The 20,066-nt window shown below is 71.6% G+C and carries 18 protein-coding genes; 12 read left to right on the top strand and 6 right to left on the bottom strand.

What is annotated here, in order from left to right; all coding sequences use genetic code 11:
* The first annotated feature begins 9 nt into the window (after nt 1-9).
* The 5 genes from NQO67_RS06115 (at nt 10) to NQO67_RS06095 (ending at nt 5,692) form a co-directional block, all read left to right on the top strand.
* Complete coding sequence (locus NQO67_RS06115; protein WP_255947616.1) at nt 10-1,038, top strand: ROK family protein; 1,029 nt, start codon at nt 10-12, stop codon at nt 1,036-1,038.
* A gap of 129 nt (nt 1,039-1,167) precedes the next feature.
* Complete coding sequence (locus NQO67_RS06110; protein WP_255947614.1) at nt 1,168-2,433, top strand: ABC transporter substrate-binding protein; 1,266 nt, start codon at nt 1,168-1,170, stop codon at nt 2,431-2,433.
* 96 nt (nt 2,434-2,529) lie between these two features.
* Entirely contained in the window at nt 2,530-3,441 is a 912-nt protein-coding gene (locus NQO67_RS06105; RefSeq protein ID WP_255947612.1) for a carbohydrate ABC transporter permease, read from the top strand.
* Nucleotides 3,438-4,358 (top strand): carbohydrate ABC transporter permease, encoded by a 921-nt coding sequence (locus NQO67_RS06100; RefSeq protein ID WP_255947610.1) that lies wholly within the window; start codon nt 3,438-3,440, stop codon nt 4,356-4,358. The genes NQO67_RS06105 and NQO67_RS06100 overlap by 4 nt, the downstream gene beginning before the upstream one ends.
* A gap of 293 nt (nt 4,359-4,651) precedes the next feature.
* Complete coding sequence (locus NQO67_RS06095) at nt 4,652-5,692, top strand: NUDIX hydrolase (protein WP_255947608.1); 1,041 nt, start codon at nt 4,652-4,654, stop codon at nt 5,690-5,692.
* 78 nt (nt 5,693-5,770) lie between these two features.
* Here NQO67_RS06095 and NQO67_RS06090 read toward each other — a convergent pair whose 3' ends face one another.
* Nucleotides 5,771-7,126 (bottom strand): dipeptidase, encoded by a 1,356-nt coding sequence (locus NQO67_RS06090; protein ID WP_255948457.1) that lies wholly within the window; start codon nt 7,124-7,126, stop codon nt 5,771-5,773.
* A gap of 329 nt (nt 7,127-7,455) precedes the next feature.
* Between NQO67_RS06090 and NQO67_RS06085 the strand changes: the two genes are divergently transcribed.
* Complete coding sequence (locus tag NQO67_RS06085) at nt 7,456-8,658, top strand: geranylgeranyl reductase family protein (protein ID WP_255947606.1); 1,203 nt, start codon at nt 7,456-7,458, stop codon at nt 8,656-8,658.
* 70 nt (nt 8,659-8,728) lie between these two features.
* On the opposite strand, the gene NQO67_RS06080 is transcribed toward NQO67_RS06085, so the two are convergent.
* Nucleotides 8,729-9,178: a nitroreductase family deazaflavin-dependent oxidoreductase gene (locus tag NQO67_RS06080; protein ID WP_255947604.1), complete on the bottom strand. Its 450-nt coding sequence runs from the start codon at nt 9,176-9,178 to the stop codon at nt 8,729-8,731.
* Nucleotides 9,179-9,408: 230 nt separating this feature from the next.
* Between NQO67_RS06080 and NQO67_RS06075 the strand changes: the two genes are divergently transcribed.
* The 3 genes from NQO67_RS06075 (at nt 9,409) to NQO67_RS06065 (ending at nt 12,414) form a co-directional block, all read left to right on the top strand.
* Nucleotides 9,409-10,143, top strand: coding sequence for a TetR/AcrR family transcriptional regulator (locus NQO67_RS06075; RefSeq protein ID WP_255947602.1), 735 nt, complete (start codon nt 9,409-9,411; stop codon nt 10,141-10,143).
* 112 nt (nt 10,144-10,255) lie between these two features.
* Complete coding sequence (locus tag NQO67_RS06070) at nt 10,256-11,752, top strand: sensor histidine kinase (protein WP_255947600.1); 1,497 nt, start codon at nt 10,256-10,258, stop codon at nt 11,750-11,752.
* Nucleotides 11,749-12,414, top strand: coding sequence for a response regulator transcription factor (locus NQO67_RS06065; protein ID WP_255947598.1), 666 nt, complete (start codon nt 11,749-11,751; stop codon nt 12,412-12,414). Before NQO67_RS06070 ends, NQO67_RS06065 begins: the two co-directional genes overlap by 4 nt.
* 73 nt (nt 12,415-12,487) lie before the next feature.
* On the opposite strand, the gene NQO67_RS06060 is transcribed toward NQO67_RS06065, so the two are convergent.
* Both NQO67_RS06060 and NQO67_RS06055 read right to left on the bottom strand, forming a co-directional pair.
* Nucleotides 12,488-13,972, bottom strand: a complete 1,485-nt coding sequence (locus NQO67_RS06060) for an MFS transporter (RefSeq protein WP_308295620.1) — start codon at nt 13,970-13,972, stop codon at nt 12,488-12,490.
* A 251-nt stretch (nt 13,973-14,223) separates the two neighbouring features.
* Entirely contained in the window at nt 14,224-15,006 is a 783-nt protein-coding gene (locus NQO67_RS06055) for a DeoR/GlpR family DNA-binding transcription regulator (RefSeq protein WP_255947596.1), read from the bottom strand.
* 132 nt (nt 15,007-15,138) lie between these two features.
* Between NQO67_RS06055 and NQO67_RS06050 the strand changes: the two genes are divergently transcribed.
* The 3 genes from NQO67_RS06050 to NQO67_RS06040 all read left to right on the top strand — a co-directional run bounded on the left by NQO67_RS06050 (nt 15,139) and on the right by NQO67_RS06040 (nt 17,793).
* Nucleotides 15,139-16,032, top strand: a complete 894-nt coding sequence (locus NQO67_RS06050) for an SIS domain-containing protein (protein WP_255947594.1) — start codon at nt 15,139-15,141, stop codon at nt 16,030-16,032.
* Between the two features lie 85 nt (nt 16,033-16,117).
* Entirely contained in the window at nt 16,118-17,035 is a 918-nt protein-coding gene (locus NQO67_RS06045; protein ID WP_255947592.1) for a class II fructose-bisphosphate aldolase, read from the top strand.
* 269 nt (nt 17,036-17,304) lie between these two features.
* Nucleotides 17,305-17,793: a GNAT family N-acetyltransferase gene (locus NQO67_RS06040; RefSeq protein ID WP_255947590.1), complete on the top strand. Its 489-nt coding sequence runs from the start codon at nt 17,305-17,307 to the stop codon at nt 17,791-17,793.
* A gap of 44 nt (nt 17,794-17,837) precedes the next feature.
* On the opposite strand, the gene NQO67_RS06035 is transcribed toward NQO67_RS06040, so the two are convergent.
* Nucleotides 17,838-18,635 carry an ArsR/SmtB family transcription factor gene (locus NQO67_RS06035; RefSeq protein WP_255947587.1) on the bottom strand — a complete coding sequence of 266 codons (798 nt, stop codon included), beginning with the start codon at nt 18,633-18,635 and terminating at the stop codon, nt 17,838-17,840.
* A 129-nt stretch (nt 18,636-18,764) separates the two neighbouring features.
* On the bottom strand, nt 18,765-20,039 hold the full coding sequence (locus NQO67_RS06030; protein WP_255947577.1) for an APC family permease: 1,275 nt from the start codon (nt 20,037-20,039) through the stop codon (nt 18,765-18,767).
* Between the last annotated feature and the right edge of the window lie 27 nt (nt 20,040-20,066).

Here is a 20,066-nt window from a genome sequence, read left to right as displayed (position 1 = left end):
CTCACACTGATGCACACCGACCTCGTCGCCGCGCTGGACATCGGCGGCACCAAGATCGCCGGAGCGCTGGTGGACGGCGGCGGCGGGATTCTACTGCGCGCCCAGCGTCCGACGCCCGCGCGGGAGGACGGTGACACCGTCATGGGTGCCGTGGCGGAGGTGCTCGGCGAGCTGACCGGCTCGCCCCTGTGGGCGCGCGCCCGGGCCGTCGGGATCGGCAGCGCGGGACCCGTGGACGCCTCCCACGGCACGGTGAGCCCGGTGAACGTGCCTGGTTGGCGTGACTATCCGCTGGTGGCGCGGGTTCGGGAGGTGACCGGTGAGCTGCCCGTCGAGCTGATCGGGGACGGTGTCGCGATCGCCGCGGCCGAACACTGGCAGGGCGCGGCCCGCGGCCATGACAACGCCCTGTGCATGGTGGTCTCCACGGGTGTCGGCGGCGGTCTGGTGCTGGGCGGCAGAGTGCATCCGGGGCCCACCGGCAACGCCGGGCACATCGGGCACATCAGCGTCGATCTGGACGGTGACCTCTGCCCGTGCGGGTCGCGGGGCTGCGTGGAGCGGATCGCGAGCGGCCCGAACATCGCGCGACGGGCGCTCGACCTCGGTTGGCGGCCCGGCCCGAGCGGCGACACCACGGCCGCCGCGGTCGCCGAGGCGGCGCGCGCGGGGGATCCGCCGGCCGTGGCGTCGTTCGAGCGTGCCGCCCAGGCGCTGGCCGCCGGCATCGCCGCCACCGCCACCCTCGTGGAGATCGACATCGTGGTGATCGGCGGTGGGGTGGCAAAGGCCGGCGATGTGCTGTTCGTTCCGCTGCGCCGCGCCCTGCGTGACTACGCCACGCTCTCCTTCGTGCAGCACCTGACGGTGACGCCTGCGCTGATGGGTACGGATGCCGGACTCGTCGGAGCAGCTGCGGCCACCGTGCACACCGTCCCGGACGTCGCGGCGGCTCGCGCCGCCGGCTGGTCAGGAGGCGTAAGGCACGGTATCGCAGCGTTTCCTGTGGACCGTGCCAAACCTCTTGACATGGGCTGATGGTGTGGCGTGTGATCCAAACCTCGTGATGGGCGAGATGAGGGGTGACCCCGAGGAGGGGACATGGCGCAGTCATCGTTCGGCAACCCTGGGACCCGCCAGACAGCTGGCGAAACCCGAATACATCCGATGTCTCGGCGTGGTCTGCTACGAACGACGGCGGCAGCTGCGGGCGCCGTCACGCTACCCGCCCTGCTGGCTGCCTGTGGCAAGGGTCCCGGTGACGGCAACACGGTGAGCATCGGGTCGAATGCATCGGATGCGGTGCCGAAGAAGGCGTACGGGAACGCCTTCCAGGCCTACGAGAAGAAGTCGGGCAAGAAGGTCAAGGTCAACACCCAGAACCACGAGGACTTCCAGGAGAACATCAACCGCTATCTCCAGGGCAGGCCGGACGACGTCTTCATGTGGTTCGCCGGATACCGCATGCAGTACTTCGCCGAGAAAGGCCTGCTGATCGAGATCAGCGATGTGTGGAAGGACCTCAAGGGCTTCAGCGCGGCCATCAAGCAGCAGTCCTCGCACGGCGGCAAGCAGTACTTCGTGCCGTTCTACTACTACCCGTGGGCGGTCTTCCACCGGAAGAGCCTCTTCTCCCAGCGCGGCTATGAGGCGCCCGAGAACTGGGACGACTTCATCGCCCTGGCCAAGCAGATGAGCAAGGACAAGACGCCGGTCGCCTTCGCCGACAAGGACGGCTGGCCCGCCATGGGCACCTTCGACTACATCAATCTGCGGGCCAACGGCTATGACTTCCACAAGTCGCTGATGGCCGGTGAGGAGGCCTGGAACGGCCCCAAGGTGAAGAAGGTCTTCGACCTCTGGCGTGAACTGCTCCAGTACTGCCAGCCGGGGGCGCTCGGCCGCACGTGGGAGGAGGCCGCGCAGGGGTTGCAGAAGCGCACCGCCGGTATGGCCGTCTTCGGTATGCCCCACCCGGGCCAGCAGTTCCCCAAGAACGAGCAGGAGGACATCGACTTCTTCGCCTTCCCCGAAATCGACCCGGCCTACGGCCAGGACGCCGTGGAAGCGCCGATCGACGGATTCCTGATCGCCAAGAAGTCCCGGAACGTGGACGCGGCCAAGGACCTGCTGCGCTTCCTCGGCACGCCCAAGGCCGAGGATCTCTATCTGGCCGGCGACCCGAACAACATCGCCGTGAACGACGGAGCCGACACCGCCAAGTACAGCGCCCTGCAGAAGAAGTCCGTGGACCTGGTCTCGAACGCCAAGCAGATCTCGCAGTTCATGGACCGTGACACCCGCCCCGACTTCGCGAGCACCGTGATGATCAAGGCGATCCAGGACTTCATCGGCAACCCGAAGGACGTGGACGGGCTCGTGAACGGCATCGAGCGGCAGAAGAAGACCATCTTCTCTCAGCCGGTCGGCTGATCGAGGCTCCATCGAGTCCTGCTCGACGGCGCTGTACGAACTCCCGAGAGCGCACCACCAACTGACTTCACAGCACGAACAGGAGGATTACACGACGTGCGGCTGACCCACGCGCGGCGTGCCACTCGCAGATCGCGGCGGTTCACCCGCCGCGATCTCGCGGTGCTCGGCGTGCTCCTCGGCATACCCGTGCTGCTGGACATCGGCATCGTCTGGGGGCCGACCGTGGCCTCCGTCGGGCTGTCGTTCACCGCCTGGGACGGTATCGGCACCATTCACGGGGTGGGCGGGCAGAACTACGACAACCTCGTCCACAACTATCCGTCGTTCTGGCCCGCCGTCCGGCACAACCTGCTGTGGCTGGCCTTTCTGGGCCTGATCGCCACACCCTTCGGCCTGTTGCTCGCCGTGCTCATCGACCGGGGTGTGCGCTTCAGCCGTTTCTACCAGTCCGTGATCTACATGCCGGTGGTGCTCTCGCTCGCCGTCGTCGGCTTCATCGCCCAGTTGATCCTCGGTACCGACCAGGGCGTGCTGAACACCATTCTCGGCAATCCCGAGCATCCGATCGACTGGCTCGGCGACGCGCACATCAACCTCTGGATGATCATGCTTGCGGCCGGCTGGCGGCATGTCGGCTATGTCATGATCCTCTATCTGGCGGGCCTGAAAGCGGTCGATCCGGCGCTCGCGGAAGCCGCCGCGATCGACGGCGCCAGCACACGGCAGACCTTCTTCCACGTCACCTTTCCGGCGCTGCGCCCGGTCAACGTCATCGTCGGCGTCATCACCGTGATCGAGGCGTTGCGGGCCTTCGACATCGTTTATGCGGTCAACAAGGGGCGCAACGGCCTCGAACTGCTCTCCGTGCTCATCACCGACAACATCATCGGCGAGGCGAGCCGTATCGGATTCGGCTCGGCCATCGCGGTCGTACTGCTCGCCGTCTCCCTCGGTTTCGTCGTGACATTCCTGGTCCAAGAGCTGAGAGGAGCCAAAGAAGGATGACGGCCGGCCTGCACACCACTCCCGCCCCCGCTCCGCTCACCACGGACAGCAGGCCAGGACGCCCGGCGCGGCGTGGCCGATTCGGCGTCCATGCCTTTCTGCTCGCGGTCTCGCTCGCCTTCCTCGCCCCGCTGCTGCTCGCCGTGTACGCGTCGCTGCGCCCCTACGAGGAGACCTCGAAATACGGTTACTTCTCGCTGCCGAGGCATCTGTCGTTCACGTATTACCGGCGGGCCTTCACCGAGTCCGGCATGGGGAAGTACTTCACCAACACGCTGATCATCGCGGTTCCGGCGGTCATCGTGACGCTTTTCCTCGCGGCGTTCGTCGCCTACGCCGTCGCCCGGTTGCGGATTCGCGGCAGCATTCCCCTGCTCATGTTCTTCACCGCGGGGAACCTGCTTCCGCAGCAGGTCCTCGTCACCCCGTTGTACGTGATCTTCAACAGGATTCCGCTGCCCTGGTGGATGTCCGACTCGATGACCCTCTACGACTCGTACTGGGCCGTGATCCTCGTCAACATCGGATTCCAGCTGGGATTCTGCGTCTTCGTGCTGGCCAGTTTCATGCGCACCCTGCCGCAGGAGATCACCGAAGCGGCCATCGTCGACGGTGCGGGCGTATGGACGCAGTTCTGGCGGATCGCGCTGCCGCTCTGCCGGCCCGCCCTGGCCGCGCTCGCCACCCTGGAATTCACCTGGGTCTACAACGACTTCCTCTGGGCCCTGATCTTCATCTCCGACCCGGACAAGCTGCCCATCACCTCTTCCCTGAACAGCCTGCGGGGCCAGTTCTTCACCGACTACAACCTGCTGGCCGCCGGATCCGTGCTGGTCGCGCTGCCGACGATCGTGGTGTTCCTGCTCCTGCAACGGCACTTCATCGCGGGACTCACGCTGGGGTCCACGAAGGGGTGACGGCTGGTCCGGCGGGCTTCATCGGCGTTCCGGCGGCAGTGGGGAGCGAAAACTGCCGGGCGGCACGGTGCGGGCGTCCGCGTGGGGAGTTCGTGGGGAGTCGGACGCGGTGAGCGAGGCGGGGCGCAGGACGTCTCGCCTGCTCAGGAACGGGTCGCCGAGGGGCGGACGCCGGTTCGGCCGGTGGTCTGGCGCGGGTGGCGGGCGGATGGGCCGTGCGGATCTGATCGGGGCTGGTTTCCGCTGCCCGGTGTTGCGGGCAAGCCACAGGGGGCGACAGAAGAGGGGGAACCGTGATCGTCTGGATCAACGGTGCGTTCGGTGCGGGGAAGACCACCGTCGCACGGGAACTGATCGACGTGATCCCGAACAGCGTCTTCTTCGACCCCGAGGTCCTCGGCGAGCAACTGAGAACCCTGCTGCCCGCCAAACGCCTCGCCGAGGTGAGCGACTTCCAGGACCTGCCCATCTGGCGGCGGCTGGTGGTGGACACCGCTGCCGCACTGCTCGCCGAGGTGGGCGGCGTCCTCGTGGTGCCCATGACCCTGCTGCGTCAGGAGTACCGCGACGAGATCTTCGGCTCGCTCGCGGCCCGCCGGATCACGGTGCGGCATCTGCTCCTCACCCCGGCCGAAACGATCCTGCGTACCCGTATCGCCAACCGGCCGGCTCCGGCCGACCTGTCCGAGGACGAGCAGCGGGCGCGGCGCGAGTGGTGCTACGACCACATCGAGCCCTACCGTCACGCGCTCGCCGGCTGGCTCGCCGGCGACGCCTACCTCGTCGACAACACCGACCTGACCCCGCGCGAGACCGCCCTGCGGATCGCGACGGCGGTACGCACCGGTGCCGCGCCCGTCTGCGACATCGTGCAGACCCCGGAGCCCACCGCGGAGACGCTCGCCTCCGGAGTGCTGCTCTTCGACGACCAGGACCGGGTGCTGCTGGTCGACCCCACCTACAAGCCGGGCTGGGAGTTCCCCGGCGGGGTCGTCGAGCCCGGCGAGGCACCCGCCCGGGCCGGGATGCGCGAGGTCGCCGAAGAGACCGGCATAAGGCTCGCCGACGTGCCCCGCCTGCTCGTCGTGGACTGGGAGTCACCCGTGCCCCCCGGCTACGGGGGACTGCGGTTGCTCTTCGACGGCGGACGGCTGAACCGCGGTACGGCCCGCAGCGTGCTGCTGCCCGGCCCGGAACTACGCGACTGGCGCTTCGTCACCGAGCAGGAGGCCGCGACCATGCTGCCGCCCATACGCTACGAGCGGCTGCGCTGGGCCCTGCGCGCCCGCGAGCGCGGCGCGGCGGTGTACCTGGAGGCGGGGGTACCGGTGTGAGGCGGGCGAGCGCGGGGGTCTGCGGGACGGGCCCGCCGGCCACGACGCCGGAAGCCCGCCGCAGACCCCGCGGGTGGTTCAGCCCTGCGCGTAGTGCTGGAGGAACAGCGCCACGGTGACCGCCATCGACTCGAGCTCCTGGGGCGACACGCTCTCGTCGACCGCGTGGATGCGGGCCTCCGGCTCGCTCAGGCCGATCAGCAGGATGTCCGTCTCCGGATACAGCTGGGCCAGGGTGTTGCAGAGCGGGATCGAGCCGCCCTGGCCCGCGTACTGCATCTCCTGACCGGGGTACGCCTCGCTCATCGCACGGGCCATCGCCGCGTAGGCCGGGCTCGTGGTGTGCGCGCCGAACGGCTGGCCCTGGCCGGTCTGCTCGAAGTGCACCCGGGCACCCCACGGGGCGTGCGCCTCGCAGTGGGCGGCCAACAGCTTGGTCGCCTCGGTCGAGTCGAGGCCCGGCGGCACCCGCAGGCTGACCAGGGCGCGCGCACTCGCCTGCACCGACGGGGTGGCCCCGACCACCGGCGGGCAGTCGATACCGATCACGGTGACCGCGGGACGCGACCAGATGCGCTCGGCGACCGTGCCGGAGCCGATCAGCGCCACGCCGTCCAGCACCTTGGCGTCCCTGCGGAAGTCCTCCTCCGGGTACTGAAGGCCCTCCCAGGCCACCCCGTCGACCAGGCCGTCGACCGTCGTGGAACCGTCGTCCGCGCGCAGCGAGTCCAGGATCCGTACCAGCGCGGCCAGCGCGTCGGGTGCGGCGCCGCCGAACTGCCCCGAGTGCAGGTTGCCCTCCAGGGTGTCGACGCGCACCCGCAGCAGCGTCATGCCGCGCAGCGAGACGGTCACCGTCGGCAGGCCGGCGCGGAAGTTGCCCGCGTCGCCGATGACCATGGTGTCGGCCCGCAGCAGCTCCGGGTGCTGCTCGGCGTACCGCTCCAGGCCGCCCGTGCCCTGCTCCTCGGAACCCTCGACGATCATCTTCACGTTCACCGGTACGCCGCCCGCCGCGCGCAGCGCGCGCAGCGCCAGCAGGTGCATGATGAAGCCGCCCTTGCAGTCCGCCGTGCCGCGCCCGTACCAGCGGCCGTCGCGCTCGGTCAGCTCGAACGGGGGCGTGGTCCAGGCCGCCTCGTCGAGCGGGGGCTGCACATCGTAGTGCGCGTAGAGCAGGACGGTCGGTGCGTCCTGCGGGCCGGGCAGGAAACCGTAGACCGACTGCGTACCGTCCGGGGTGTCCAGCACGGCGATGTCTCTGAAGCCCTCGTTGCGCAGGGTGGTGGCCACCCAGGTGGCGGCGGCCTCGCTCTCGCTGCGGGGGAACGTCGTGAACTCCGCCACCGACCGGAAGGCCACCAGCTCCGTCAGCTCCTCCTTGGCCCTCGGCATGAGGGACGCTACGGTCTCGGCGATCGAATTCGGCGGCATGAGCATGCTCCTGGTGGACGCGGTGTTCGGGTGGTGCAGCGGGTCACGCATCGGCGGAGCGTCCCGTGCTTCGCCTGCGATCGTATGCCGGATGGGCGGATCCGTTGTCCCGGCCCGGCCGGTGCCGGCCAGGCCGGCACGCAGCGCGCCGTTGCAAGCATTCCAGCCGGGTGTGCGGAGGTATCACCCGGTATGCCCGTGGCTCGTGCTGCCACTCGTCCGCTCCGGGGGCATCTTTCATGATCCTCCCGAGGTCGGGGGCGGCGAGGGCCGCCGTAGGATGCCCCCCTAAGGTGTCCCAGACGGCGGATCGGGAGCGGTAGACCATCGTGAGCAGCGACAACTCTTCGGATGACGCTCGGCAGGCGTGGGACGTCGTCGTGGTGGGGGCGGGACCCGCGGGAGCCAGTGCCGCGTATGCGGCCGCCGTCGCCGGGCGTCGTGTGCTGCTTCTGGAAAAGGCCGAACTGCCCCGTTACAAGACCTGCGGCGGCGGCATCATCGGCCCGTCACGCGACTCGCTGCCGCCCGGTTTCGAACTGCCGCTCCGTGACCGGGTGCAGGCGGTCACCTTCTCGTTGGACGGCAAGTACAGCCGCACCCGGCGCTCCTCGCACATGCTGTTCGGCCTCATCAACCGCCCCGAGTTCGACCAGCAACTCGTCGAGCACGCCCAGAAGGCGGGCGCCGAACTGCGCACCGGCGTCACCGTCTCCCGCGTGGAGCAGCACGGGCCCGCCGTGCCGGACCGGCGCACCGTCGCGATCGTGCTCCAGGGCGGCGAGACCCTGCTGGCCCGCGCCGTCGTCGGGGCGGACGGCAGTGCGAGCCGCATAGGAGCCCATGTGGGCGTGAAGGTCGACCAGGTCGACCTCGGCCTGGAGGCGGAGATCCCGGTACCGGACTCGGTCGCCGAGGACTGGGCGGGCCGGGTGCTGATCGACTGGGGGCCGATGCCGGGCAGCTACGGCTGGGTCTTCCCGAAGGGGGACACGTTGACCGTCGGCGTGATCTCGGCGCGCGGCGAAGGCGCCGCCACCAAGCGGTACTTGGAGGACTTCATCGCCCGGCTCGGCCTCGCCGGCTTCGAGCCGAGCATCTCCTCGGGCCATCTGACCCGGTGCCGCAGCGAGGACTCGCCGCTGTCCCGCGGGCGGGTGCTGGTCTGTGGGGACGCCGCGGGACTGCTGGAGCCCTGGACGCGCGAGGGCATCTCCTTCGCGCTCAGGTCCGGGCGGCTCGCGGGGGAGTGGGCGGTGCGTATCGCCGAGGCCCAGGACGCCGTGGACGCCCGCCGTCAGGCGCTCAACTACGCCTTCGCCGTGAAGGCCGGGCTCGGCGTGGAGATGAGCGTCGGCAAGCGCATGCTCACCGTCTTCGAGCGCCGCCCCGGCATGTTCCACGCCGCGCTCACCGGATTCCGTCCCGCGTGGAAGGCGTTCACCCGCATCACCCGTGGCTCGACCACACTGGCCGAGATCGTCCGCACCCATCCGGTCGCGGGACGCGTGCTGAACGCGATGGACCGCTGACGGGGTCGGTTCGTCGGTGGGTCGGGCGGTGTGCGGGAGCCCGGCTCACCGCGTGACACGGGATGCCCGCTCACTGCGTGACGGTGAGCCGGAAGACCGGGTGACGGTGGGCGGCGGCCAGTAGCTCGGGGTCGGTGGAGCCGGCGGTGACCGGGCCGAAGAAGCGGCTCACCTGCCAACCCCACTTGTCCAGGTACGCCCGCAGGACCGCGGGCTTCTCCGCGTCGGGCAGCTCGACCGCGGTGAACTGTTGGGTCCGGCGCCCGACCTGGAGCTGCCCGCCGCCCGCCGCCCGCATGTTGCGCACCCACTGGGAATCGCCGCGTGCCGAGACGAGGTACCAACCGTCCTCGTGTGACAGCGGGTTGACGGGCACGCGACGCCACTCGCCGCTGGAGCGGCCGCGCACCGAGAGTTCCGCCGAGCCGGCCAGGCTGAGGCCGTGCCGGGCCAGCCAGCCGACGGTCGCGCTCAGTTTCCGGTCGAGCCGCTGGGGCTGCTCGTAGTGCGTCGCTGTCATGGCTTCCTCCTGGGTGGAGCGCATAGCTGGGTGCGCTACTGGGTGCGCTGCTCTATTTCGAGAGCGGTGCTCTCGACTTCGTGTGCTGAGAAGTCTGCCTCGCTTGGGCGCATCTTGCAAGAGCACTGCTCTCGAAATAGTGCGCCGCTCTTGATCGCGGCGCCACGCTGCCGTGTAAGCAGTGCTCACGTTTGTGTGCGGTGCTCACGCACCTGTGTCAGACTCCTGCCATGAGTGCCACGCGAGGAGCCCGGGCCCGGGCCCGTATCGAGGTGACGGCGGCGATCAAGGACGAGGCCCGCAGACAACTCGCCGACGAGGGCGCCGCCCGGCTGTCGCTGCGGGCTGTGGCGCGCGAGCTCGGCATGGTCTCCTCCGCGCTGTACCGCTACTTCCCCAGCCGCGACGACCTGCTGACCGCCCTGATCATCGACGCCTACGACAGCCTCGGCGCCGCGGCGGAGGGCGCCCACGCCACGGCCGCCGAGCGGGGCGCCGACCCGCACGGACGCTGGATCGCGGTCTGCACGGCGGCGCGCGGCTGGGCGCTTGCGCACCCGCACGAGTACGCGTTGATCTACGGCTCTCCGGTGCCCGGCTACCAGGCTCCCGAGACGACCGTGCCGCCGGCCGCGAGGGTGGGGCGGTTGCTCATCGACGTCGTCCGGGACGCCGTACGCGACCGTGGGGTCGAGGTGCCGCCGCTCACCGCGCAGGTCAAGGGCGAGGCGGCACGGATGGCGGCGGACCTGGCGTCCGATCTGCCGCCCGGGGTGGTGGCGGCGCTGGTGGCGGCCTGGGCGCAGCTGTTCGGCCTGATCGGGTTCGAGGTGTTCGGACAGTTCCACCGGGTCGTCGAGGACCGCGAGGCGTTCTTCGTGCACGCCGTGGGCCGGCTGGCCCGGGACGTGGGCCTCCCGGGCCCGTCGGCCAAGGGCAGCGGCGGTACCGTCCCGGCGCCCTGAGGGAGAGCCCGCCGCCCGTCCGCCCGGCCTTCACGGCTACTCCCGGCGGAGTACGCCTGATCACCACGGCGGGCGGACGCCACGAGCCGTGTGCGCCGTCTAGCGTGGCGGCATGGCAGAAGAGCGCACCCGCCCGCCCGGCGGCCGGGACCCGGGCCGGTCCGAGCCACCGTGGCGCCGGTGGCGGTACGGCCCGCCCTGGGCCGGCCGGCTGGAGGAGGACGGGGCCGACCGGCCCGGCCGGCCGCAGTGGCCATGGCGCTCCACGCTGGTGGTGACCGTCTTCGTCGTCGTCGGAACCCGCTTCGCCGGACGCGGCCAACCCGGACGCGAGCAGTTGGACGGGCTCGGCGTGGCGCTGCTGGTGGCGAGCGCGTTGCTGCTGCTGTGGCGGTGGCGCAACCCGGTGCCGGTGGCGTTCGGAACGGCGGCCGCGACACTGTGCTACCTGACGGCCGGATACCCGTACGGGCCGGTCCTGCTCACCGTCGCCCTCGGCTGCTTCAGCGCCGTGGTGGCCGGACATCGCAGAGTCGCCTGGATGGCGATCGGGCTGCTGTGGGTCGGGCACCTGCTGGTGTCCCACTGGTTGTACGCCTATCTGCCGCCGCCCGGGGACGGTGCCACGCCCTGGCCGAGCGAAATCGGCATCGCGGCCTGGGCGTTGGCCGTGGTCGCGGTCTCCGAACTCGTCCGCGTTAGGCGTGAGCAGCGGGCGAAGGAGCGCGCCGAGCGGGCGCAGGCGGCCCGGCGCCGGGCCGACGAGGAGCGGTTGCGGATCGCGCGCGAACTGCACGACGTGCTCGCCCACAGCATTTCGGTGATCAACGTCCAGGCGGGTGTGGGCCTTGCGCTCCTGGACTCCGACCCGGAACAGGCACGCACGGCGCTGACCACCATCAAGACCGCGAGCAAGGAGGCGCTGGGGGAGGTGCGCCACGTGCTCGACACCCTGCGCGCACCGGGCGCCGCACCGCGTGCCCCGGCCCCGGGCCTCGCCCGGCTGCCCGAACTCGTCGACCAGGCCGCGAGCGCCGGCCTGACGGTCACCGTCGACACCGTGCACGCGCCGGGCGCCGAGCCCTCCGCCGCCACCACGAAGGGAGCCGCCGAGCGCACCGGGACCGGCCGGAAGGCGACGGGCGCACGGTGCGGCGGCACTGGTGGCACCGGCGGCCCCGGTGGCACCGGGCGCACCGGCGGTGCGCGTGATGCCAGCAGGACACAGGGCACCGCCGGCACACCCGCCACACCGGACAGCAGCGCACCCACCGGCCGCGGGGACACCGCCACACCTCCCGCCCTGCCACCGGGACTCGACCTGGCCTGCTTCCGCATCATTCAGGAGGCGCTCACCAACGTGGTGCGGCACTCGGGATCGCGCGAGGCACGCGTGCAGGTGCGGTACGACGAGCGGGCGGTGCGGCTGCGCATCGACGACGACGGCCCGGCGACCGGCACCGACGCGGGCGGCAGCGGCAAGGGTCTTGCGGGGATGCGGGAGAGGGCCGCCGCTCTTGGTGGCACGATCGAGGCGGGCCCGCGCCCCGACGGTGGTTTCCGGGTGTCCGCCGTACTGCCACGCGACAAGCACGGGGAGGACCGTTGATCCGGGTACTGCTCGCCGACGACCAGCTCCTGGTCAGAGCCGGTTTCAAGGCGCTGCTGGACGCCCAGCCCGACATCGAGGTGGCGGGTGAGGCGGCCGATGGCGAAGAGGCGCTGCGCACGGTGCGTGAGCTGCGGCCGGACGTGGTCCTGATGGACATCCGCATGCCGGTGAGCGACGGGCTGGCCGCGACCCGACGGATCACCGCCGATCCCGAACTGCGGGACGTCAAGGTCGTCATGCTGACCACCTTCGAACTCGACGAGTACGTCTTCGAGGCGATCAGGTCAGGGGCGTCCGGCTTCCTCGTCAAGGACACCGAGCCCGATGAACTGGTGCGTGCGGTCCGGGCGGTGGTCGACGGGGCCGCGCTGCTCTCACCGGGCGTGACCCGGCGTCTCATCGCGGAGTTCGCCGCGCGCTCCAAGGAGCCCGCGGCGGCGGAGTCGCTCGCCGGACTCACCGAGCGGGAACGCGAGGTGATGGCCCTGGTGGGGATCGGCCTGTCGAACGAGGAGATCGCCCGCCGTCTGGTCGTCAGCCCGCTCACCGCGAAGACGCACGTCAGCCGCACGATGGTGAAACTGGGCGCACGCGACCGCGCCCAGCTGGTGGTCCTCGCCTACGAATCCGGCCTGGTGCGGCCCGGCTGGCTGGGCTGACGGCGGGCGGGCCGAGCGGGCAACGCGAAGACCGGCGACCGGTGGCCGGCGGCCGACGACCGCCGTGTGGCCGTCAGGTCTGCCCGGCGTTTCGGGTCGCGTACCCGACGACCGCGGCGAGTGCGGCCAGCACGGCCACGCTCGTCAGGGCGGACGGCAGCGAGAACCAGTCGGTCATGAACCCGATCGCGGGCGGCCCGATCAGCATCCCGGCGTATCCGAGCGTGGAGGCGATCGCGACACCGCTCGGCCCGGCGAGCGCACCCGCGCGGTCCATCGCGACGGGGAAGATGTTGGCGAGGCCGAGGCCCGTGACGGCGAAGCCGAGCAGCGCCGCCCACCACGTCGGCGCCAGCGACCCGAGCAGCATCCCGAGGGCGGCCGTCCCGCCGCCCGCCACCAGGGTGCGGGTCCGTCCGAGCCGCTCCAGCAGCGCCGTGCCGGTGATCCGCCCGACCGTCATGGCCAGGGCGAACGCGCCGTATCCGGTGGCCGCGATGCCGGGGTCGGCGGCCAGGTCCTGGTGCAGGTGCAGGGCGCCCCAGTCGGCGAGGGCACCCTCTCCGTAGGCCGTGCACAGGGCGATCAGACCGAACACGATCACCAGGCCGCGGGTGCCGGCGTCGAGCCGTGGGGGGTGCGGCGCGCCGGAACCCGCGGGACCGGCCGGGTCCTCGGCGTGGTCGGGGCGCGGGCCCGGTCCGTGACCGGGCACGTGGCCGCCGGCCGTCGGCGCGCCGGCACCGGACGGTCGGGTGGTCGTGGCGGGCGCGAGTGCACCACCCGGCTCGGCGGCACCGTCGGCCGTCGCCGGCACGTCCGGCCCGGCGTCCAGCCCGGCACCCTTCCCCACGACGGGCTTCGCTTCGGAGCGCGACGGGGCGGCAGCCGCCCGGGCTTCGGATGCGGGCGCCGCCCGGCGGACCGACTCCCGTGGCACGCCGGGAACCGGTACGGGCTCGCGCAGCACGACGCGCCCGGACAGCACGGCGATCAGCAGTCCGGCGGCGGCGAGTGCGCACAGGTGGCGGGTCGGGCTGAGATGCCCGGCGACCAGGCTGCCGGCGCCTGATCCGATCATGCCGCCGAGGCTGTACGCGGCGTGGAAACTCGGCATGACGGGCCGCTGGAGCGCGGCGACGACGTTCACCGCGGCGCTGTTCATGGCGACGTTGAGACCGCCGTAGGCCGCGCCGAACACGAGCAGGACGCCGCCCAGCGCCGCCGCCGAGTGGGTGAGCGGCGGCAGGGCCACGCTCAGGGGCACCAGAACGCCGCAGACCGCCGTCATCGCATGGGTGCCGAAGCGCCGGCAGAGCCGCCCGGTGACCATCATGGTGATCACCGCGCCCGCCGAGACGCCCAGCAGGGCCAGCCCCAGCGCGCTCGCCGAGGCATGCGTCTGGTCCTTGACGGCGGGAATGCGCACGACCCAGCCGGCGAAGACGAATCCGTCGAGCGCGAAGAACACCGTCACGGCAGCGCGCAACCGCACGAGGGAACGGGTCTCCGGATCGTGCGCCGTCGAGGCCGGCGCGAATTTGTTCACAATCGGCACAAAGTCAGATTAGGTATCCGGCCCCCTTGGGACAAGGGAATTGCAGGAACGATCGGGCCGCGGGAGGCGGAATGCGGCGACAGGGGGCGGGAGGCGGAGACCGGGGACAGGCGGACCCGAGGGGGCATGGGCCACGGAGTCGCAGCCACCGGGGAAGTGACACGTGACACGTGACGGGGGGCGGGTGACACGTGGCGGGTGGCTGTGAACGGGTGGCTGTGAAGATGCAGATGCCGGGGGCAGGGGCTGCCTCACCCGGCCACGATGGTGCGGACGCCGGCGTCCTCGAACCGTGCCAGCTCCTCCGGGGCCGCCGCGCGGTCCGTGATGAGGGTGTGCACCTGGCCCGTGCCGCAGATCCGGGCGAAGGCGCGGCGGCCGAGCTTGCTGGAGTCCGCGGCCACCACCACCCGCCGGGCGTGCTCGCACAGCTGCCGGTTGATCGCCGCCTCCGCCTCGTCGTGTGCCGTGGCCCCGTGCTCCGGATCGAAGCCGACCACGCCCAGCACCGCCACGTCGAGCGTGATCTGTCCGAGCACCCCGTCCGCCAGGGGACCGATCAGTTCGTAGGACTGGGCGCGCGCCACCCCGCCGGTCACCACGATCTTGAACTGGGGGCGCACGGCGAGTTCCGTGGCGATGTTGAGGGCGTTGGTCACGATGGTCAGGGCGGGGGTGCCGGAGGCGAGGCCGGGGCGGACGGCGAGGGCGCGCGCCACTTCGGTGGTGGTGGTGCCGCCGGTCAGCCCGACCGCCTCGCCCGGTGCGATCCGGTCGGCGACGGCGGCGGCGATGCGCTGCTTCTCCGGGGCGCGCCGGGCGGTCTTGTAGCGCAGCGGCAGCTCGTACGAGACGCCGTGCGCCACGGCGCCACCCCGGGTGCGCACCAGCATCTGCTGCTCGGCGAGCTGGTCGAAGTCGCGCCGGATGGTCGCCTCGGACACCTCCAGTTCGGCCGCCGCCTCCGCCACGTCGAGCCGGCCGCGCGCCGCCAGCAGTTCCAGCAGCGTGGTCCAGCGGGTGTCCCGCGACATCCGCGTCTCCTTCCGTACGGCCCACGGGCGGCGGGTGCGGTGACTTTAGCGCAGATCACCTGCTCCCTATGTTTGATGATGCTCGCAACTGCGGGATATCTTGCAGAAACAATCAACCAGGGGAGGCGCGGCATGACCCATGTCGAGAACGAGCTGACGAGCCAGCCGGAGTGCTGGTCCCGCGCCGCCGAGCTCGCGGGCGAGAACGCCTCGGCGTTGCCCGCCGCGGGTGAGCGGGTCGCGATCGTCGGCTGCGGCACCTCGTACTTCATGGCCCAGGCGGTCGCGTCGCTGCGCGAGACGGCGGGTCAGGGCGAGACGGACGCGTTCGCGGCCTCGCAGTTCCCGCTCGGGCGGTCCTACGACCGGGTGGTGGCGCTCACCCGTTCCGGCACCACGTCCGAGGTGCTCCACCTGCTGGCCACGCTACGGGGCCACATCCGCACCACAGCGGTCACCGCCGACCCGGACACGCCCGTGATGAACGTGGCCGACCGCCTGGTCGTGCTCGACTTCGCCGATGAGCGCTCGGTCGTGCAGACCAGGTTCGCCACCACCGCGCTGACCCTGCTCCGCGCCCATCTGGGCCTGCACACCGAGGCCGTGGTCGCCGACGCCCGCAGCGCGCTCGACGAGCCGCTGCCCGAAGGGCTGGCGGACTGCACGCAGTTCACCTTCCTGGGACACGGCTGGACGGTGGGCCTGGCCCACGAGGCGGCGCTGAAGATGCGGGAGGCGGCCCAGGCGTGGACGGAGGCCTACCCGGCTATGGAGTACCGCCACGGACCCATCAGCATCACCACGGACGGCACCGCCACCTGGATGTTCGGCGAGGCTCCCGAGGGCCTGGCTGACCAGGTGCGCGGCACGGGCGGCCGGTGGGTCGAGAGCGGTCGCCGCGATCCGCTGGCCGACCTGGTGCGGGCCCAGCGGCTCGCGGTCGCCGTCGCCACCGCGCGCGGCCTGGATCCCGACAGCCCCCGCCACCTCACCCGCTCGGTGATCCTCACACCGTCCGGCTCCTGACACCCCCTGCTGGATCGCCGGTGAGCCGTGCGGCCGGTGAGCCAGCCGGACCGCCCGGACATTCGATGGGAAGGGAAGGAGAACCGTGCCCCTCGCCGCATCCGGTGCGCTGGTCGCCGAAGCCGCCGCCGCCCGCACCGCCGTCGCCGCGTTCAACGTCATCACGCTGGAGCACGTCGAAGCCGTCGTCAGGGGCGCCGAGGCCGCGCGGGCCCCGGTGATCCTCCAGATCAGCGAGAACGCGGTCGCGTTCCGTGGCGGGCGGCTGCTGCCGCTGGCCCGGGCGGCGGCAGCAGCCGCCGAGCAGGCGGCGGTCCCCGTCGGACTCCACCTCGACCATGTGCAGAGCGACGCGTTGCTGCGGCAGGCCGCCGACGCCGGCTTCAGCTCGGTCATGTACGACGCGGCACGGCTGCCGTACGAGGAGAACCTCGCCGCGACCCGGGCGGCGGCCGACTGGGCCCACGCCAGGGGACTGTGGATCGAGGCGGAACTGGGTGAGGTGGGCGGGAAGAAACCGGCCGGGACGGATGGGCGGACGGCGACCGGGGACGGTGCCGGCCGGGCCGCGGACGTCCCGCCGCCGCGTGGCGCCCATGAGCCGGGCGCCCGTACCGACCCCGCAGAGGCGCGGGCGTTCGTGGCCGTCTCCGGCGTCGACGCGCTCGCCGTCGCGATCGGCAGCAGCCATGCGATGACGAGCCGCACCGCGGTCCTCGACCATGACCTCCTGCGGCGGCTGGGCCCCGCGGCCGGTGTCCCGCTGGTGCTGCACGGCTCGTCGGGCGTGCCGGACGGCGAGCTCACCGCCGCCGTCACGGGCGGCATCGCCAAGGTCAACATCGGCACGGCGCTGAATCTGGCGATGACGGGGGCGCTGCGGGAGTTCCTGCCCGCCCACCCGGACGTCGTGGACTGCCGCCGCTACCTGGCCGTCGCCCGTACGTCGATGGCCGAGACGGTGACGCAGCTGATCGGGGTGCTCCGCAGCGCCACCGCTTGACGTGCACGGGGTGCGGTTTCCGACTCTCCGCCACGGCTTCGGCGGGTCGGATGGCGGCGCTGGAGCCGTGCTGGTGGAGTGGGAGGGACCGAGCACGTGCGCCGGCCGGTGAGCGTGTCCCGCACGGTGGCCGGTGTCGGAGGAGGGAGTCCGGTGGAGCCTCGTTGCAGCCCGGCGTTGATCACGGCAGCGGCCGCCACGCCGGTCCGCGAAGCCCCGGGCGCAAAAAGCGTTGGCCGTCCTGCGCGCGGTCCCCGCATCCTGTCCGCATGCTGATCAGGGAAGCCACCACCGCGGACTGGTCCGCCATCTGGCCCTTCTTCCAGGAGATCGTCGCCGCGGGCGAGACGTTCACCTATCCGGTCGATCTCAGCGAGGAGCAGGGCCGCGACTGGTGGCTCCTGCCGGCACCGGACCGTACGGTCGTCGCCGTCACCGAAGCCGGCACGGTGCTCGGCACGGCGAAGATGAACAGGAACCACATGGGGAACGGCTCGCACATCGCGAGCGCCAGCTACATGGTCGACCCGGCGCACTCCGGACGGGGCGTGGGCCGGGCGCTGTGCGCGTACACCGTGGACTGGGCGCGTGCAGCCGGTTACCGGGCGATGCAGTTCAACGCCGTCGTGGAGACGAACGCAGCCGCCGTGCACCTCTACCGATCCATCGGGTTCGAGGTGCTGGGGACGCTCCCGGAAGGGTTTCGGCATCCGACGCACGGCTACGTCGGGCTGCACATCATGCACCGCTCCCTCTGACGTGCGGTACGACGTGCGGCACCCCCGCAAGACGTGACGTGCGCTCAGCCCGTCGGCGCCGGCAGCTGCTGGCCGGTCTCCAGGAGCGACTTCAGGCTCGACAGCAGCGCGGGCCAGCCGTCCTTGATCAGCTCCCGTACCGTGCCGCCCGGCTCCAGGTCGTCGTGCACGACCGTCAGCTTGACCATCTCGCCGGCGGGTTCGATCTCGAACGTCACCTTCGAGCGGCGCTCCGTGCGGATCCGGTCGATCACGTCCTGCGGCAGGCCTGACGCGGTGGCCCATTCGGGCGTGAAGGTGTGCCACGTGTACGACAGGCGGCGACCCGGCTCGGCGTCGAGCACGACCTGCTCGGGGTCGGCGATCCTGCTCCCGGCGTCGTTCCAGACCATGGGGGCGCCCGTCTCCCAGGTCGTCTCGAAGGCCGGTCCCCAGTAGCGCCGGGTGAACGCCGGGTCGGTGAGCGCCTGCCAGAGCCGCTCGGGTGTGGTGCGGATGTAGGTGACGTAGCGGAAGGCGTGGTCGTCGGCCATCGGGGTCTGCTCCAATGCGGTCTTGAGGTCGGCGAGCGCGCGTACGCGCTCGCGGTCGTACTGGCTGATCCAGCGGTCCGCCACGGCGTTGATCGGTGCGGCGTTGAGGTAGTGCAGCTTCTGCCGGCCGCTCCGGGCCGTGGCCACCAGGCCCGCGGCCTCCAGCACCGCCAGGTGCTTGCTCACGGACTGGCGGGCCATGTCGAGCCCTGCGCACAGCTCACTCAGGCTCTGGCCGTTGCGGGCCTTGAGGTTGTCCAGCAGCCGGCGCCGGCTGGCATCGGCCAACGCCTTGAACACCTCGTCCATCGCCCACCCCGTTCGCCACCTCGGACATGCAGCCTGTTGGCTGCATGTCCAGTAAAGGCAGCCAACAGGCTGCCTGTCAAATGAGGGTCCTGACCCGACCCCCCCGCGGCCCGGGTGGCCGGAGCGCGGCTACCCCCGGCGGGCCCTCGCCCGGCGGATGCCGTACGCGGCCGCGCCGACCACGAGTACCGCGGCACCCCTGAGCACGGAAGGCAGCGGGAGGGCGAAGGCCAGAACGAGGCAGCCGGCCAGGCCGACCGCAGGGATGACCCGGGCCGGGCGGCCTTCGGCGGGGCGCAGGGTCCACGCGGAGGCGTTGGCGACGGCGTAGTAGGCCAGGACGCCGAACGAGGAGAAGCCGATCGCTCCGCGCACGTCCACGGTCGCGGCCACCGCGGCGACGACGGCGCCGACGAGCAGTTCCGCCCGGTGCGGGACCTTGAACCTCGGGTGCACGGCGGCCAGCGCGTGGGGCAGGTGATGGTCGCGTGCCATGGCCAGGGTGGTGCGCGAGACGCCGAGGATGAGGGCGAGCAGGGAGCCGAGGGCCGCCACGGTGGCGCCGATGCGGGCGACGGGGACGAGCCCGCTGACGCCGGCCACCCGCACGGCCTCCGTCAGCGGCGCCCCGGCTGCGGCGAGGCCACCCGCGCCGAGGACCAGCAGGACGGCGACGGCGACGGCGGCGTAGACGACGAGGGTGATGCCGAGCGCGAGCGGGATGGCGCGCGGAATGGTGCGTGCCGGGTCGCGGACCTCTTCGCCGAGGGTGGCGATGCGGGCGTACCCGGCGAACGCGAAGAACAGCAGGCCCGCCGCCTGGAGGACACCCCCGGCAGTCGCATCGGAGCCGATGTCCAGGCGGCTCGCGTGCACGGCGCTGGAGGTGACGGCGGCGACCACGACGGCGGCGAGCACCGCGAGGACGATCGCCACGATGATGCGGGTGAGCAGCGCGGACTTCTGGACGCCTGCGTAGTTCACCGCGGTCAGGGCCACCACTGCCGCGACGGCGATCGCATGAGCCTGGTCGGGCCGAACGTAGGAGCCGACGGTCAGGGCCATGGCCGCGCAGGAGGCGGTCTTGCCCACGACGAACGCCCAGCCGGCCAGGTAGCCCCAGAACTCGCCCAGCCGCTCCCGCCCGTAGACGTAAGAGCCGCCGGAGGCCGGATAGCGGGCGGCGAGCCGGGCGGAGGACGTGGCGTTGCAGTAGGCGACGACGGCGGAGAGCGCGAGACCGAGCAGGAGGCCGGAGCCGGCCGCGCGGGCGGCCGGGGCGAGGGAGGCGAAGATCCCGGCGCCGATCATCGATCCCAGCCCGATCAGCACGGCGTCGGGCACCCCCAGCCGCCGCTGGAGTTCGTCCGGCAGCCCGGATGCGGGTGAGGGCGTGCTGCTCAACGTGGTCTCTCCTTCGGCCCCGGTGCG

It is taken from the genome of Streptomyces odontomachi, assembly GCF_024435355.1.
GTDB lineage: Bacteria > Actinomycetota > Actinomycetes > Streptomycetales > Streptomycetaceae > Streptomyces > Streptomyces odontomachi.
This window is presented reverse-complemented; position numbering and strand designations above follow the sequence as displayed.